The sequence below is a fragment of the Candidatus Acidiferrales bacterium genome (assembly GCA_035515795.1).
Lineage (GTDB): Bacteria > Bacteroidota > Ignavibacteria > Kryptoniales > JAKASW01 > JAKASW01.
Genome location: DATJAY010000035.1, coordinates 22,921 through 39,623 on the forward strand (window position 1 = coordinate 22,921; position 16,703 = coordinate 39,623).

At 46.7% G+C, this 16,703-nt stretch carries 16 protein-coding genes and 1 other RNA gene; 11 read left to right on the forward strand and 6 right to left on the reverse strand.

Features of this window, described 5'->3' with window-relative positions; genetic code table 11:
• Window positions 1–23: 23 nt before the first annotated feature.
• From pheT to VLX91_13765, 11 genes are all read left to right on the forward strand, one after another.
• Window positions 24–2,486: a phenylalanine--tRNA ligase subunit beta gene (pheT, locus tag VLX91_13715; GenBank protein ID HUI31262.1), complete on the forward strand. Its 2,463-nt coding sequence runs from the start codon at window positions 24–26 to the stop codon at window positions 2,484–2,486.
• Complete coding sequence (locus VLX91_13720) at window positions 2,486–2,806, forward strand: hypothetical protein (protein HUI31263.1); 321 nt, start codon at window positions 2,486–2,488, stop codon at window positions 2,804–2,806. The genes pheT and VLX91_13720 overlap by 1 nt, the downstream gene beginning before the upstream one ends.
• 14 nt (window positions 2,807–2,820) lie before the next feature.
• Window positions 2,821–3,111 (forward strand): cell division protein ZapA, encoded by a 291-nt coding sequence (locus VLX91_13725; protein HUI31264.1) that lies wholly within the window; start codon window positions 2,821–2,823, stop codon window positions 3,109–3,111.
• Between the two features lie 27 nt (window positions 3,112–3,138).
• Window positions 3,139–3,362: non-coding RNA, 6S RNA (gene ssrS, locus VLX91_13730), on the forward strand.
• A gap of 23 nt (window positions 3,363–3,385) precedes the next feature.
• A complete protein-coding gene (gene rny / locus VLX91_13735) occupies window positions 3,386–4,939 on the forward strand; it encodes a ribonuclease Y (GenBank protein HUI31265.1) in 1,554 nt (517 codons plus the stop codon).
• Complete coding sequence (gene coaE, locus VLX91_13740) at window positions 4,929–5,567, forward strand: dephospho-CoA kinase (GenBank protein ID HUI31266.1); 639 nt, start codon at window positions 4,929–4,931, stop codon at window positions 5,565–5,567. The genes rny and coaE overlap by 11 nt, the downstream gene beginning before the upstream one ends.
• The gene (gene dapF, locus VLX91_13745) at window positions 5,560–6,435 is read left to right on the forward strand and encodes a diaminopimelate epimerase (GenBank protein HUI31267.1); all 876 of its coding nucleotides are present in this window, start codon (window positions 5,560–5,562) and stop codon (window positions 6,433–6,435) included. The genes coaE and dapF overlap by 8 nt, the downstream gene beginning before the upstream one ends.
• A gap of 15 nt (window positions 6,436–6,450) precedes the next feature.
• Window positions 6,451–6,822, forward strand: coding sequence for a metallopeptidase family protein (locus VLX91_13750; GenBank protein HUI31268.1), 372 nt, complete (start codon window positions 6,451–6,453; stop codon window positions 6,820–6,822).
• 46 nt (window positions 6,823–6,868) lie between these two features.
• Window positions 6,869–7,429: a DedA family protein gene (locus VLX91_13755; protein ID HUI31269.1), complete on the forward strand. Its 561-nt coding sequence runs from the start codon at window positions 6,869–6,871 to the stop codon at window positions 7,427–7,429.
• Complete coding sequence (locus tag VLX91_13760) at window positions 7,430–7,717, forward strand: hypothetical protein (GenBank protein HUI31270.1); 288 nt, start codon at window positions 7,430–7,432, stop codon at window positions 7,715–7,717.
• Between the two features lie 101 nt (window positions 7,718–7,818).
• Window positions 7,819–9,060 (forward strand): anion transporter, encoded by a 1,242-nt coding sequence (locus VLX91_13765; protein HUI31271.1) that lies wholly within the window; start codon window positions 7,819–7,821, stop codon window positions 9,058–9,060.
• Window positions 9,061–9,476: 416 nt separating this feature from the next.
• Here VLX91_13765 and VLX91_13770 read toward each other — a convergent pair whose 3' ends face one another.
• From VLX91_13770 to VLX91_13795, 6 genes are all read right to left on the reverse strand, one after another.
• Complete coding sequence (locus VLX91_13770; GenBank protein HUI31272.1) at window positions 9,477–10,592, reverse strand: hypothetical protein; 1,116 nt, start codon at window positions 10,590–10,592, stop codon at window positions 9,477–9,479.
• 198 nt (window positions 10,593–10,790) lie between these two features.
• Entirely contained in the window at window positions 10,791–11,546 is a 756-nt protein-coding gene (locus VLX91_13775; GenBank protein ID HUI31273.1) for a hypothetical protein, read from the reverse strand.
• A 442-nt stretch (window positions 11,547–11,988) separates the two neighbouring features.
• A complete protein-coding gene (locus VLX91_13780) occupies window positions 11,989–12,819 on the reverse strand; it encodes a methyltransferase domain-containing protein (protein ID HUI31274.1) in 831 nt (276 codons plus the stop codon).
• Between the two features lie 244 nt (window positions 12,820–13,063).
• Window positions 13,064–13,429, reverse strand: a complete 366-nt coding sequence (locus tag VLX91_13785) for a VOC family protein (GenBank protein ID HUI31275.1) — start codon at window positions 13,427–13,429, stop codon at window positions 13,064–13,066.
• Between the two features lie 226 nt (window positions 13,430–13,655).
• A complete protein-coding gene (locus VLX91_13790) occupies window positions 13,656–15,182 on the reverse strand; it encodes a glycosyltransferase family 39 protein (protein ID HUI31276.1) in 1,527 nt (508 codons plus the stop codon).
• Window positions 15,183–15,485: 303 nt separating this feature from the next.
• Window positions 15,486–16,346 (reverse strand): SDR family NAD(P)-dependent oxidoreductase, encoded by an 861-nt coding sequence (locus tag VLX91_13795; GenBank protein HUI31277.1) that lies wholly within the window; start codon window positions 16,344–16,346, stop codon window positions 15,486–15,488.
• Window positions 16,347–16,703: the final 357 nt, after the last annotated feature.

The window sequence follows — 16,703 nt, forward strand, 5'->3', positions numbered from 1 at the left end:
GAAAGTATAATTCTAAATTCGCCATGAAAATATCTCGAAGTTGGCTCGAACAATTCGTTGACCTCTCGGCAATAAGCGACCACGACATTTCCTCCCGCCTGACAATGTTGGGGATCGAAGTCGAATCATTCGAAAACCTTTCCGAGAAGTATAAAGGATTTGTAGTCGGTTCCGTTCTCGAAGTTGAGAGGCACCCGAATGCAGACAGGTTGAGTTTATGCAAGGTTGACGTCGGAGGTGAAATCAAGAGCATCGTCTGCGGCGCCCCGAATGTCGCCGCCGGACAAAAAGTCCCGGTTGGACTTGTCGGCGCTCTCGTGCCTCATAACCAGCATGACCCGGACGGGAAACCGTTCGAGCTCACAAGAGCAAAAATACGGGGCGTCGAATCGGAAGGCATGATTTGCTCTGCAGGAGAGCTTGGCATTGGAGATGACAAAGATGGCATCATGGTACTCGAGAGCGATGCCACGGCCGGCAAGCCGCTTTCTGAATACTTGGGATTGAATGATACGATTTTCGAAATCAGCGTGACACCGAATCGCTCGGATTGCCTTTCTCATTTAGGAATCGCGCGAGAGCTCGCTTCTGCTTACGCAAAGAAACTCAAACAAAAGAGAATGCCCCCCCGAGAATCGGAAGAAGCGATTGCCGGAACTGCAAAGGTCGACGTCGCGGATCCAGACTTGTGCCCTCGCTACTCCGTACGCGTTATCGAAAACATAAAAGTTGGGCCTTCGCCGCGATGGCTGAAGATTGCCGTCGAGAAAGCCGGTATGAGGTCAATCAATAACGTAGTCGATGCGACTAACTACGTGATGCTTGAACTCGGTCAGCCGCTCCACGCTTTCGATTTGGGTCTGCTTAAAAGAAAACATATTGTGGTTCGAAGGCCGAAGCCAGATGAAAAAATTTTCGTCACTCTCGACGGCAAAGAGAGAAATATCGGACCCGATATGCTCATGATTTGCGACATTGAAAAAACCGTGGCCATCGCGGGCGTCATGGGCGGCATGAATAGCGAGATAAGTTCCGGAACGACGAATATCCTGATCGAGAGCGCAAACTTCCTGCCGTCCTCGATTCGCAGGACGTCAAGGGCACTCGGACTCTCCACGGAAGCGTCGTACAGATTTGAACGCGGCGTCGACCCGAATTTGACTCCGCTTGCACTTGACAGAGTTGCCGAGATCATCAAAGAAACTTCGGCCGAAGAAACTAAAATCGCTAAGGGGATTATAGACATTGCCTCGCAGAAATTTGCTCCGAGACGACTGGAGCTGCACGTCGAGAATGTCAATCGAATCCTTGGAACTCGTTTAGCCTCCGGCGAAATAAAAAGATATTTGGATTCCATTGAAATAATCACAGAAAAAAAATCCGAAACAGTTTTGACATGTTCCGTTCCGACATTTCGCGGCGACATCGAGCGCGAGGCAGACCTCATCGAAGAGGTTGCCCGCGTCCACGGCTATGAGAGGATCGACGAAGCAGTACAAACACGGCTTGTGTTTGACACGCGTTTCAAAGAGAGCAAAACTGTTGAAGACATCAGGAATTTTCTCGCGGGCGCCGGTTTCAACGAGATCATAACAAATTCACTTCAGCCGACGGAGACGGCTGCTGTGTTCGAAGCGAGTCATGTGTCCATCGCAAACCCGATCAGCGAGGACATGGCTGCGATGCGTACCACCATGCTGCCGGGAATGCTCGATACAATCAAACGAAACATCTCTTACGGACAAAAGAGCATGAAGCTGTTTGAGCTCGGCAAGGTATATTCACTGGACGGGAAAAACCAGAAAGTGGGAAATTTTCTTGAAAAAGAAAGATTTTCCCTCGCACTGACAGGCTTATCGGATCCTTCTTCCTTCGATAGGAAGGAGTTTGAATTCGATATCTTCGATCTGAAATCTGAAATCGAGCGCATTTGTGATCATCTCAACCTTGACTCTTGGGACTTTATTTCTTATGATAATACGAAAGAATACGAGGAATCGCTAAAGTTATTTGTAAACGGCGTAGAGGCCGGTAATGCAGGACAAATTGCCGCGAACTTGCTGAAAAGATATGCGATCGAGCAGAATGTTTATTTTGCCGAGCTTGATACCTCTCTTATTGCTTCAGCTGCGAAAGCAAACATCAGATTCCAGCCTCTCCCAAGATTTCCGTTCGCTTCCATCGACCTCGCGTTCTTTGTCAACCTTGAAACTCCTGTCGGTGACCTTGTGAGCTCACTCAGGGGTGTTGCAGAAGATTTGATAAAAGATATTTCTGTTTTCGACATTTATTCCGGTAAAGGCGTACCGGAGGGAAAGAAAAGTGTCGCGTTTACCGTTTCTCTTGGCAGCGATACGAGAACTTTGAACGATAATGATATCGCAAGGTTCATCGAAAGTGCCGAACAAACACTGAGCAAACGGTTTTCTACGACATTAAGGAAACAGCTCGATGATCAATCGAGTGATTTTAGGGAGAAGAACTGATGAGCATAGATACAAGTTCAGAAGAACAGACGGCTCTGACTATGAAGAAACAGCTTCTTGGAGAGCTGTGGAACGAGATCAGGAGAGCGGTCGAAATCCTAAAATCGGCTCGCAGCGAAAACGAATCGCTGAAACAAAATCTCGCGAAGGCGGCTGCAGAGATTCAAAAACTGAAGTCTCAAGTGGCCGAACTCGAGAGGATGTTGACGGCAAGAGAGACATCCTCGTCGGGTATTTTTGAAGAACGGGAAAAGAACCGTCTGATAGAAGTTGCGAAAGATTTGATAACAAAAATTGATTCTCAACTTAGTTTGATTTGATTTCGGAGCAGGCAATGGAAAAGAAAAGTATTCGAGTGACAATATTGGGCAGAGAATACCCGCTCCGCGTGGAAAATGAAGAGAAGGCTCTCAAAGTTGTAGCTTATGTAGATTCACTATTGAATGAATTGATCGAGAAGAATCCTGGGGCGCCTACATCAACCGTCGCAGTGATTGCTGCTTTGAACATAGCTGAACAATTATTTGATTTAAAAGAACGAGTACAAAACGAAGGGATTGAGATAGCGGATCTTGTTGGAGTGCTGAGCTACTTAAGAGAAAATTTTCCGATAGAAGCAAACTAAGTTCTTTAAAATACTTTTTTGAAATTTTAAGCCGTAGCGTCGCCGTGGTTACACGTGAAAGAACTGCTAAGTAAAAAATTATGGGAGCCCGGCTCGTGAACGAAAAATGCAGGCCTCATCCCTGCGGTATTTATGATATCGTCAGAGACGATCCGTTCAGGATTGCAGTGGAAGCATGACTCGTTCAGGAGGGCACCCACCGTGTCAAGATGGGGTTCTTTCCTATCTTCCACGTGCACGCTGCGGCTTTTTTATATAAACCCGGAGGTCCAATATGACAACATTGGTAACCGCTGCGCTCTGTGCCATAGCTGCATTCATTGGAGGATGGCTCGTTCAAGTTGCTTCGACAAAAAGAAAACTAGGAACTGTCACAGAACGCTCAAAACAAATCCTTGAAGCGGCCGAGCGCGAAGGTAATACGGTAAAAAGAGAAAAGCTGCTTGAGGTAAAAGATGAGTGGATTAGAAAAAAACAGGAACTCGATAACGAATACAACGCAAAGCAAAGAAAATTCCAGAATGTCGAAAAGCAGTTAAGCCTGAAAGAGGAGAGCCTCGATCACAAGGGAGACCAGCTAAGGCAACAGGAGAAAAACCTCCGTTCCCTTGAAACAGAGCTGCGGGAAAAATCGAAAACGATCCAATCGAAGGAATCAGAGGCAGCACGTCTGGTTCAGCTTCAAACGGAGAAACTTGAAAAGCTGGCAGGCGTGTCCCGCGAAGAAGCAAAAAAGCTCCTGATGGAAAATCTCACCAACGAAGCAAAAAGCGAAGCGGCGTTAGAGTTGCGAGAGATCCGCGAGAAAGCACGCATCGAGGGAAAGAAGGATGCCCAGAAAATCATCGTGCAGGCAATCCAGCGCACGGCAGCCGACCATTCCGTCGAAACAACTGTCAGCGTCGTCAACCTACCGAACGAGGAGATGAAAGGAAGAATCATCGGCCGCGAGGGAAGAAACATACGTTCGTTTGAAGCGGCAACGGGCTGCGACATAATCGTGGACGACACGCCGGACGCGGTTGTAATCTCAGGGTTTGATCCGTTCCGACGAGAAGTCGCTAAGATCGCATTGGAGCGGCTCATCCTCGACGGCAGAATTCATCCGACAAAGATCGAAGAGGTCATCGATAAAGTCCGATGCGAACTCGAAGAGGAAATGGTGCAGATCGGAGAGGACGCGCTTCTCGAAGTCGGAATCCATGGTGTCCATCAGGAAATCGTGAAGTTACTCGGCAGGATGAAATACCGCTCAAGCTACGGTCAAAACGTCTTGCAGCACAGCATAGAGGTGGCATTTCTGAGCGGTCTCATGGCGGTCGAGATCGGGCTCGATTCGACTCTTGCAAAACGTGCAGGGCTCTTTCATGACCTCGGGAAAGTGGTGGACAAAAATGTGGAAGGTCCTCATGCGCTGCTGGGCTATGAAATTGCCAAGAAATACGGAGAGCACCCGGCCGTTGCAAACGCCATCGGCTCGCATCATGAAGATATCGAGATGGAAACACCGATCGCGGCCATCGTACAGTCGGCAGATGCAATAAGCGGTGCAAGGCCGGGGGCAAGACGGGAATCGCTCGAAGGTTACGTCAAACGACTCGAGAAGTTAGAAGGCATCGCCAACTCCTTCTCCGGCGTTGGAAAGACTTATGCAATTCAGGCAGGCCGGGAAGTCCGGGTCATCGTTGAGCCTGAAAAAGTGAACGACCTTTTCGCGGATCAACTCGCTCATGAAATTTCACATAAGATACAGGAAGAGATGGAATATCCCGGTCAAATTAAAGTTACTGTGATCCGCGAGGTTCGCAGCACCGCCTATGCCAAATAAGATCCGCCATTTGAAGGTCGGACTGACCGGAAACATCGGCAGCGGCAAATCCACCGTCGCCAGACTATTTGCTGAACTTGGCGTGCCAACCTTCGATGCGGACCATATCGGCCATGCGCTCCTCGAATCCGATAAAGAAGTAAAAGCGCAGATCATTGAAATCTTCGGAAAGCAAATTCTTGTCGACCGCAAGATCAGCCGCCCAGAACTCGGTAAAATTGTTTTCAGCGATCCGAACAAAAGAACCCAGCTTGAACAAATTCTGCATCCAGCTATTATGGATACGATCAACGAGCGCATCATGGACCTTCCTGATCTCCCAATCGTTCACTACGCTGTCGTGGAAGGAGCCTTAATCTACGAAGCGGGCGTCGGAAAAACTTTCGACTATGTCGTTCTTATCACGGCAGACAGGGAGCTTGCGATAGGCCGGGCGGCAAAAAATTTAGGCATGAAGAGAAACGATGTTATAAAGAGATTGAATGCGCAGATGCTGCAGACTAAAAAGGAGAAGTTAGCCGATTTCATAATTGCCAACAATGGAACGGTAGAAGCTCTAAAACATCGAGTGCATCTGCTCCACTCCATCATCTTAGCTTTATCAAAGGGGCCGGTTGACGATGATTGAAATAAATTTCACAAAGATGAACGGGGCAGGGAACGATTTCGTCGTCATCGACAATTATCATCACACACTAAACGTCGATCTCCCTGCCCTTGCACAGGCCGTGTGCGCAAGAGGATTCGGAATCGGCGCCGACGGTATCCTGCTTCTCCAGAAAGGCGACCGGGCAGACTTCGAAATGTATTACTTGAATTCCGACGGCAGTGAAGGCGGAATGTGCGGCAACGGAGGGAGATGCATCGCAAGATTCGCCGTGCTGAACGGGATATGCAAGCCACGAACAAATTTCATTGCCCATGGCTGTGATTACTCCGCCGAAGTCATCGATGCGGATAAAGTAAAACTGCACTTTCCCGTCCCTGAAGAAATCACACCGTCGAAGAAAATACCCGTTGACGGAAAGCTTTTCGATGCAGTCTATGTCCATCCGAACACCGACCACACAGTCTTGATCGAGGGCTTCGGCAGGATTGACGCCGCTGATCTGACAACTCTCGCCAGAAAAATACGATATAACTTTGATATCTTCCCTCGCGGAACAAACGTCGACCTCATAGAAAAAAAAGATGGCAGCAAGATCCGCATGAGGACTTATGAACGCGGGGTCGAAAACGAAACTCTTGCATGCGGAACCGGAGCAGTCGCGAGCGCGATAGCTGCTTCAGTAAGGTACGATATGCAGTCTCCGATTGAAATTATTACAACCAGTAAAGAGATACTGACAGTGCACTTCGAGAGAAACAAAGAGAAGTTTTCGAACATCGTGCTTGAGGGGAGCGCGAGGGTAGTGTTTCAAGGAAAAATTCTGTACGACGAAAAGAACAACAAAATAATGGATTTGATGGACGGTGCCGGGCATTACAAAATGTGATCTGACAACGGAAAAATGGATAAGGAAAAGTTCGAGATGCTTGTGGAAAAGGCTTTCGAAGAGCTTCCGCAGGAGTTCAAGTCAAGGATCGAAAATGTTCATGTCGTCGTCGAGGATCTGCCCGACGACGTCGACCTGTCGGGCGCAAGAGTGAAGAACAAATATTCCCTTCTCGGATTATACGCCGGCATCCCGTTGAAAAAGAGGGGGGCAGACTACGGAGTATATCCGGTGATTCCGGACAGAATAAAATTATTCAAGGAAAACATAGAGCGAATCAGCAGTAACGATGATGAGGTTGAATTAAAGATAAGAGAAGTCCTGGTACACGAGGTCGCACACTATTTCGGGATGACCGACCAGGAAATCAGAAAGGCGGGCTATTGATCTGGAATCTCTGCTGAACCAGTACGGTTATCTGATCATCTTCGTGTTGACCCTCTTTGAGGGAGAGACCGTACTCATTATCGCCGGCATCTTAGCTTACCAGGGGCTGCTGAATGTCGAACTCTCCATTCTCTCCGCGTTCCTCGGGTCGACGATCGGCGATCAGATGTATTTCCATCTCGCCCGTCATGAAGGCTACCGTTTCGTAAAAAGATTCAGATACATCTGGGGAACTCTTCCACGAGCTGAAAAATTCGTCAAGCGTTACGGAATGTACGCCGTCTTTTTTTCGCGCTATCTTTACGGTTTGCGTCTTCCACTCGTAGTAATGTGCGGATTAGTAAGGATGCCTCCGATCAGGTTCAGCATTTATAATGCCGGTTCCGCATTGATTTGGGCTGTTTCTTATGGTTTTCTTGGTTATTTTTTTTCTGAAGCGATCGGATTGGTCGTCGGAATCAAGAATATAGAATTTATTACGGCGGCGGTGATCGCGATTGCAGCGGTTATTTATTGGATTTTTAGGACGGCGCAAAGTCGGAAGACTCCTGCGGAGTCCTCGATGAACTCCAAACCAATTGCAGAGGAACCAAAACAGGAGGAATAAATGTCGAAAGTTTTACTGCAAATCAACTACGAAGTACAGCCATCCAAACGCGAGGAGTACCTCGCCTTGATCAACGAGTTGAAGTCCGGATATGAATCTTCCAACATCGCAAAGCTGGAATTGTTCGAGGTTCAGGGCTCGCCGAATAATTTCTGGGAGATCTATACATACGAGAATGAAGAGGCTTTTCAAACCGCGGACGACAGCGCTTTCGATGAGATGGTTCAGAAAATAAACGATTGCCTCGTTCCCGATAAACTCCGCTCATATACGCTGCACCAGATATGACGGAGTAAGTCGACAATCAAAAACCGGATGTAAGAAGCGGAAGGCACCAGTAAAAGTCCGGCGTCCGGCTCCCTGCATTTTGGTTCCGTCTCTTCTTCAAAATGGTTTTAATCGCAGTAATTATTTTCGGATTCACCTACCTGACGATTTCCGCGCAGAGACTACCTTACTTCCATTTAGACAGAACATCCGGTGCCATGGTCGGGGCGGTCGCAATGATCGCATTCGGTGTTCTTTCCATTGACCAGGCTTACCAATCTTTAAATCTCGATACGATTGTCCTTCTTCTGGGAATGATGATCGTTGTCGCATACCTGCAGATGAGCGGGTTCTTCGATCTCGTCGCCGCGTTTATCCTGAAGCGGGCACACACGGGCAGCAGACTTCTCTTCACGATAATAATTTCGAGCGGAGTTCTCTCCGCGTTCTTTGTCAACGACACGATCTGCGTGATGATGACGCCGTTCGTACTCCTTCTGACGAGCCGCTCTCAGGCCGATCCGAAGCCTTACCTGATCGCACTCGCGACCAGCGCAAACATCGGAAGCGCCGCAACGCTCGTCGGAAACCCCCAGAACATGCTCGTCGGGACATTTTCACACTGGCCTTATCTGAGATTTTTCTTTGCAATGCTCCCCATCGCGGCGATAGGACTGGCGATAGATTTCTTCGTGCTGAAACATTTTTTCAGACATAAATTGAACCAACCGCTCAAGCCGCACGAGGTGGAGCATCATCACAGAATCGACCGGCCGCTCCTGTACAAATCGCTTCTTGTTATGTTGATAATAATAGTCGGGTTTTCCGCCGGCGTACAACTGGCGTTCATGTCAATATTGGGTGCAGCGATTCTCATACTTGCGGCAAACAAAAGACCCGATGAAATATTTGCGAAGATAAACTGGTCGCTGCTTTTATTCTTCGCGAGCTTGTTCATAGTCGTCGGCGGGATCAACCGCGTCGGTCTCGTGGACCGGGCACACGATGTCCTGGAAGGATATTTCTCCATCTCCACCTTCCAGCAGATCATGAGTTTTTCATTCGCTTCTCTCATTCTCTCAAATATCGTCTCCAACGTTCCATATGTGATGGTGGTCAGGCACTGGATCGCTTCGTTCAATTCGCCGATGCTGATGTGGCTCGTGCTCGCGATGAGCTCGACGTTTGCAGGCAATTTGACGATCGTCGGGTCGGTGGCGAACATGATCGTGCTCGAGCTTTCGAAGGAGAAAGCGCCGTTCAGGTTCTGGGAATTCACGAAGGTTGCCGGAACGATTGCGCTTCTGACGTGGGGAGCCGGGACGGCGATACTGATTGTCTACGGAATGCTAATGAAGTTTTGAAGAGAGTGTAGACTCCCTTTCCAAACGTTCAGACAGTTACTCCAAACGCTGCGGCAGCAACTCCAAGTGCTCAGACAGTGACTCCAAACGCTGCGGCATCATCTCCAAGTGCTCAGACAGTCACTCCAAATGCTGCGGCAACCTCTCCAAGTGCTCAGACAGTCACTCTAAACGCTGCGGCAACCTCTCCAAGTGCTCAGACGGTTGTTCCAAGTGATCAGACAGCCCATCCAAGCGGTTTTTGAGCTTATTTTAAGGTTTTGCGGTCAGATCGGGAAGGATTTGGGGGTCGTAAAACGGCTAAATTGCCGCGATGAGGCTCAGTTCGAGAGTTTTACAAGGGGGTTACTTGAGGAAGATACGACCCTGGGGGGAAGAGGAAGAGAAAGGGGAGATAGAGAGGGTTATGAATGAATTCATTCCATCGGCCTGGGCGGCTGGGTCGGTAACATTTTTTGTTCAAGTTGTTTGATCTTTGATTCACCAATTTCCCTAGCTCTAATAGCCATTGACCTTGTCTGCTCGATATTATCAACAAATCGCTGAAGTTCTCTAATTGCTTGTTCACGTGAACGATTAAAGGTACGCTCGATTGCTGGAAGTTGACGAAGAGTTTCTGTCATTGAATTTACTCCGTCTAACTCAGCAGATGCCCCCTCTTCTATTTTATGAAGACCCAGTAGAAAATTTTTTAATTGAGTGATTTCAGAATCATTTTTGAATTCCTGGATTCTAATTGCTGCTTCCATTGCAGTTCGCGTATTCGACAAAACTTGTGTGTATTTGTCATTTCGTTCCGAAAGCGATCGAGAATAACTCGCCAAAGCTTCAGCGTACAACATTACATTACTTTTTATCTTACGTGCAGAAGTTGAATCGGGATGCGCCGATAATGACTGGATATTTTCAGTCAAAGCATTGGTTTTGTCTGTAAGTTGCAATGTATCTTGTGTATATGAGTTTTGAATTTCAGTCAATATTTCGAAGCCTTCTTCCATATTCACTAAGTAATCAAGAAGGCCTAATTCGCCTTCAGAAATCACTTCTTTCTCTTTCGATGGATGTAGCAATTGAGCATATTCCGGCAAAAAATCAGTAATTGGGCCACCAAAAGAAGATTCGTTTGATAGATAGCCACGAAGTAATTCCAAAACTTGATCTTTTGCTCTCATGATATCCACAAAGTGACTTGTATATGAAACCACTCGGTATGAACGCAAATCAAACGGTAAGTCGTTTATTTCTTGAGTCAGCAGTATTATGGGTTTGCAAAACGAATGAGCAATGCCAAGTTCATAATACACATTAGGATTTGAATCTGTGAGATCAGCGACAATTATATCACTGTCAACAATTCCACGGAGAATATCCTTTAATATGTTTTGAGAATTTCTGATGTCATCAGCTCGTTTAACACTAAATCCAGCCTCTTCACAGGTTTTGGTAATGAATATAGAATATATTTCATCAAATGATTCACCAAAAGGCATTATAACAAAAGCATTCTGTTTCTCTGTCATGGTTTTATTCATTTTTATCCTTAGATAATCCACCTAACTATGATTAGCTGCCACACATCCGCATAGCATTCCGGCAGTAAGAACGCTGCGTCCCATCTTCTTTCGTGCCACAATGGAATTTAAGTGGAGGTTATTGAAGAAACAAACTTGGCGCATTTCTCACGGGCATTGCTCCATCAGTCAACACGATCCGCTGGTCAGGGCGTGGATTTAACAAACACTAATAAATATTACAATGGTTGTTTCATCTATATCTTGTAATATCTTGGTAAATGGAGCATTATGATATTTCTCAAGCAAGGCTTTTTTCCCATTTCTGAATTCTTGACGCATCTCCTCACATTCAGGGGCCCATTTTTTCATGTCTTCATCTGTATACCCCGAATCTCTATATTGATCACCATATTTCTCAATAAGTTCTTTATAGTACTGCTCACAAGATTTTCCTTTTACGTCAGGATCAATATCAAAAGGCCTTATAAAATCTTTAAACTCCAAATCGAATTTTATTTCTTGTATTCCTTCACAAGAATTGCTTATTTGTTTAAGCCGTTGATACCAAGCTTGGGACGGTTCCCAAAAATTCTCTTCACCTTTCCAGCCATCATTGACCTCCCTATATAGATTTTTGTTTTTTCTTATATGCGACAAGCATTCAATTAATACTAATGAATCGCGGCCATGAAGTCTCTCATTAAAATGAGAATTATACAACGAAATAAACCCTTTGGAAGAATCTGGGTTAAGAAAATAATTCCTTGTATATTTTCCGATGTTTATTTCTGCTTTATATAAATCAACAAGATTGTTACAATTGATAAGCTCAGATGGATGAGACTTAATATTTTTCAAACATTCGACAACTACAGCTGTAGTTGGTATTCCATCATCAAAAAATTGCAAATGTTGAGATTGACATATACTTGGTAGAAATAACCAAAATATTAATGAACATAGGGTTTTCATTTTCTTCTCCAAAGTATTTGCGTCTAACAATGATTAACCTGCCGAGCATTGGCACAACACTCCCGCCAATAATCGCCGGGCATTGCCGGTGGTAAGAACATTTATTTTTGTGCTCACTTGATATTGGTTCGCACGTCCCATCTTATTTCGTGCCACGACAGAATATATATATGGAGCCGTAAAGCACATGCCGAGAAGAAGAATGTAAAATAATGTATGTAGCTTTAAGGCACATGTCAAGGAAAAGAGGGTAGAATAAATTTGCGGGGGTTATTGAAGGAACAAACTTGGCGCATTTCTCGCGGGGATCGCTACATCAGCCAGTGAGCGCCTTCTGCGCCATCCCGACATATTCTAGAACTGTTATTGATGTCGGGACTTGAGCGACCGGTTAGGTTGCGTTTTGCCGATAGTAGATGCAACAAAAAGCCTAATGAAATGATCATGCCTTATGTGTACTGAAAGTGAGAACGATGCCATCCTGTTCGTATTGGAATCCTTCAAAACCAGCCTTGGTCAGATACTGCTGTAATTCATCAAGTTCAAAAGTGTGAACCCAGGAATGTGTCTGCACAAAGCGATTGATCACTGTTTTCCCCGGAGCGAATGTCTGGACAGACAGAGGAGCGCCTGATTTCATGGTGCGCGCAATTTCGCGTAAAGAAAGTACGGTGTCGGAAAAGAGGTGGAGAGCACCGGAACACATAACCCCGTCAAAGACGGCGTTCTCAAATGGCAGCTCCTCTACGCAGGCTCGGGCGAGGTGAATCCCCGATACGTTTTCCCGCTCGACACAGACCTTGCCTTTCCGCAACATGCCCATCGAGATATCAACGCCGTAAATGTCTCTGGATGGCAACGCGATGCGCCGTCCGTAAGTGGCCGGTCCACAGGCCACGTCAAGCACGGATCCGGCTATGCCCTCGAATGCTTTTGAATGAAAACTTGTGACACTCTTGATGAACCGCGGAAAACCGCCACTGATACCGGATAGTTTCAGCATCACTGAGCCAAAGAGCTGGGAATCATAAACGGTGGAGAAAAAGTCCATCTTCTTGGCCATGCGTTCTAATGTTGTAATGCCGGCAGTTCCACCAAAGACGGGGGCAAGATTGGCCTGCGAATCTCCTGAAAGGAAGTCGGGAATACCGTCGACGATGGGATACGTCCGGTTACACTCACTGCAGTTGAGCAAGAGTTTCTCCAAACGGAGAGGGTGTTTACACTTCGGGCAAACAAATGGAATAAGATTTGTCTGATTGATTTCATTCATCTTGAATCCTTCCTATATGTTTACCAGAATTTTAAAAACACAACCTAACCATGATTATCCTGCCGTCCTTCCGCATAACACGCAGGCACTGAGAATGTCATGTGCAGGCGGAACGTTTGTTCTCGTCTCATTTCTAAAGTCGTAGGCTTAATATTGTTTCGCACGTCCCATCTAATTTCGTGCCACGACAGAATTTATGCGGAGGTTCATGAAGAAACAAACTTGTTGGTCATTTGACAACCCGTTACTCGAACCAGATCTCTATCTCGTATCCATCCGGATCACGAACGAAAGCATACGGCAAGCCCGGGCCAAACTCGCCTTTCGAGCTTACGGTCCCGCCCGCCTTCTCAACGGCCGCGACCGCGGCATCAATGTCTTCGGGCCGGGTCAGCCTGAAGCCAAAGTGAATGACACCCCCGGGATTTCCGGCCTCATCTGGGCGTCGTTCGAAGGCGATGACGTCATGGGGACCGGGCCCAAGAACTTGAATAGTGTTGACATCACGGAAGTATTCCCGAACGCCAAACACTGAGCTGTAGAAGCGGAGAGAGCGATCCGGGTCCCGTACGGAAAGTGCCAAGTGCGTGAGGCCATGAGTCACGATCATGGTAACCACCCCAGGAAAGAATGCCTAACCATAATTATCCTACCGCACATCCGCATAGCATTCCGGCAGCAAGAATGTCCTGTCCCATCTTATTTCGTGCCACGACAGAATTTAGGCGGAGGTTATTGAAGAAACAAACTTGGCATTCTTTTAGCGGAAGGTCGTTCATCAGCGTTAGCGATCGGTTAGAACACACGCGATAGAATGTTTGCTGTTCTTTCAAATTCTAACCGAATTCCTTTATTCGCTGCCAGAGTTTCGGCATGGGCTCTATCGGATCGCGGCATAGATAGATTCTCTTGACCCGGTTCTGATCGTCGACATACGGAAATTCATAGGTGGTGCAAAGTTTTACGGTGCGAAAAAAACTATCGATACGCCCTGGCCCTGAAATGATCACGATCATCACCTTCCCGGAATACTCGCGAGGGCCCCACAGCCAATAACTCATGTGGCGGCCGATAGCCCTGGGCAATCCCAGTGAAGGTCCGAAATAATCTACAGCACCTGACTCGCCATAGTGAAAGCCGAGAATTCCGCATTGCGTACGGTCTGAGTCAGGGAGCGCTTTATAGACGGACGCGACCGTTTTGGCAAACGCATCCCAGCCAATGCGCTGCCCGAAATATCCCGGAATCACTTTTGCGTCGTTCCGTTCCATCTGGATTTTTCCTTGCAGTCCCCAAAGTCGGGCATAGGAAACGAATGATTCAATAGGAAGGACAGGAAGACCAAACGGGAGAGTCGCTATACCCATCGAGACAATTGGAATAATAGCAGCCGTCCTGATCCATCTTTTCCCATGAGCTTCGGTCAGTCTGTCAAGGGTTACAGCACCGGCCGCAAGGAGGACTGGAATCGGGGGAATGAGGTAATAGAATTTCGATCGATTCATAAGATACACGACGAAGTAGACAACAATAGCAATTCCAAGCGGACGCATTGACGTCGATATCCTATGCGACAACAACTCTACCAGCCCGATCAGCCAGACAGGAAGAAGAAACAAGTTCAATGTAAATGCAAGTTGTCCGAGGAGTCCAGGAACCGAGATGTCCAGGTTTTTTTCGTGTGCAAGCCGTATGAACTCCACAGTAGGCCAACCATGGACAACCTGCCAGAGGATATGAGGAAAATACAGAGCGAATGCTACGGCGGCAGCAGTGTACGGAAAGCGCGTTCGGAACAGCCGCCGCTCGGGCGTCAGCACAAGGCCAACGAACAGACCGAAGGCGATTACCAGCATGGAGAGTTTTGTGTTCAAACCGATGCCAACCACGACACCAAACAGGACCCACAGATGTGCCGATCCCTTTTTAAGGATCAGGATAAACAGGTAAGATGCAAGTGTGACAAAGAAGACATCATATGCGTTCATTGAAACAAAACCGAACATCACCCAGAAGAAGGTTCCACAGAGGATTGTGAGTGACGCAAATGCAGATGCAAAACGACCGCCGCCGAGAGCTCGTGAAATCAACGCCGCAAGGATGATAGTCCCTGAACCGGCAAGTGCCGGCAGTACCCGGAGAACATATAGAGAGCTGCCAAAAAGCAGACTGAGCCTGGTTACCCAGGCGATGAAAGGGGGATGGTCGACATACCCGAAGTCAAGGTGCTGAGCACATGCGACATAGTACAACTCATCCGTGAAGATGCCGTAATTGTTCGCCGTCAGCATCAAGAGTGCAAAGAGGACGAGTGCAAATGCGAGCGGCAAGAATAAATATTCCAACGGGCGATTGAATCTCATATCAATCTCGATAAAATCAAATTTAGAAAATTCTTACGATTATGCTATGAGCAATTCCTACGTCCTAATCGTAATTACCCTGCCATATATACACATAACATTCTCTTCAATAAGCGATGAGCAGGCAGGAATATTTATTTTTATGTCCGCCTGATATTGTTTCGTGCCACGACAGAAATTAACCGGAGGTTATTGAAGAAACAAACTTAACATTCCCTCGCGGAGATTATTACGCCAGGTTGCCTGCCCATCGTCTTTTTGGCGGGAGTGATCGGCTAGGCAGCGATTCCTTATGCGTCATGTTTAGTTTTCTCTTTTCCCCATAATGAAATCGACCCATGATTGTGGAAGTTTTTCAAGAAAGGCGCCTAACCCCGACATATAACCAACCTGATATCTTACTCTCGGATTGTCTGCGATCAATATTTTTGAAATTAATATCGCGACCTTCTCCGGATCCGTTCTTTTTACACTAAACTGTCTCAGGTCTCTTTGCACTTTGATCAAGCGGTTCCTGTAAATGTCCAGTTTTTCTTTTGACCAATTATTGAACATGGCAGAAAGGTTATTTTCGGTTCGCTCCGAAGATGGCGTATTAATTCCACCGCACCGAACGAGGATATTCTTTATACCATCCGGACGGAGTTCCAGGTTTAAAGTCCTTGCCAAATAATTTACGGCAAAATCAGGAGCATGAATGTCGGCTACATAAGGAACGGGAAATAAACCGGGCGTGGATATCCAAAGAACCCTGCCTTTAGTGCGGCGCAACAGGGGAAGTAATTCTTGCAGCAATGATATTGGACCGACAAGCCGCTTCTCCAATTCCTCCCTGAAATTGGAAATGTTCATTAATTCGATGGGAGCAATCTGTCCACCTCCTGCAACATTGATGACGGTATATAGGGAAGGCAATTGATTGCTGTTTACCTGTTCTTTTATGGAATTAGCGGCAGAGTGTATTTGTTCCTGTTTTGTAAGGTCGAGCGGACACACCGGCTTCAGATTATTAAACCCGAGATTATTCAATGTCTCTACATCAGAATTCTTTCGAACAGCAGCCAGAACGGTATAACCCTGTCTCGCAAGATGAACAACAATTGCTTTTCCAATTCCCGAAGATGCCCCCGTTATTAAGACAGATCTTCCAGAGAAGTCATTCATAATTATGTCCTATTAAATTGTATCGAGTTTGCGACGGAGTTTAGTCGGAGCGTCACGACTGCCTGTAGTACAGCGTTGATGCAACGAAAGTATATAAGCCGGAGTCAGCGTCACCCCTAGTGCAAGGTGAAACATTTGCTTTCGTGTCATTTCAAAACTATTGAGTTGGCATAGTTTCGCATGTCCCACCTTATTTCGTGCCACGACAGAAATTAAGCGGAGGTATTCACTGAAAAAACATTTTTATGGACTTCATTAAACACCGGATGCATCGCCCTCCGGTGGGACTTTCAGCTCACGTTGCATCGCGGAGCAGTGCAAAGAGAAGCAGAAGACCTCTCCATGTCGCAACATCCT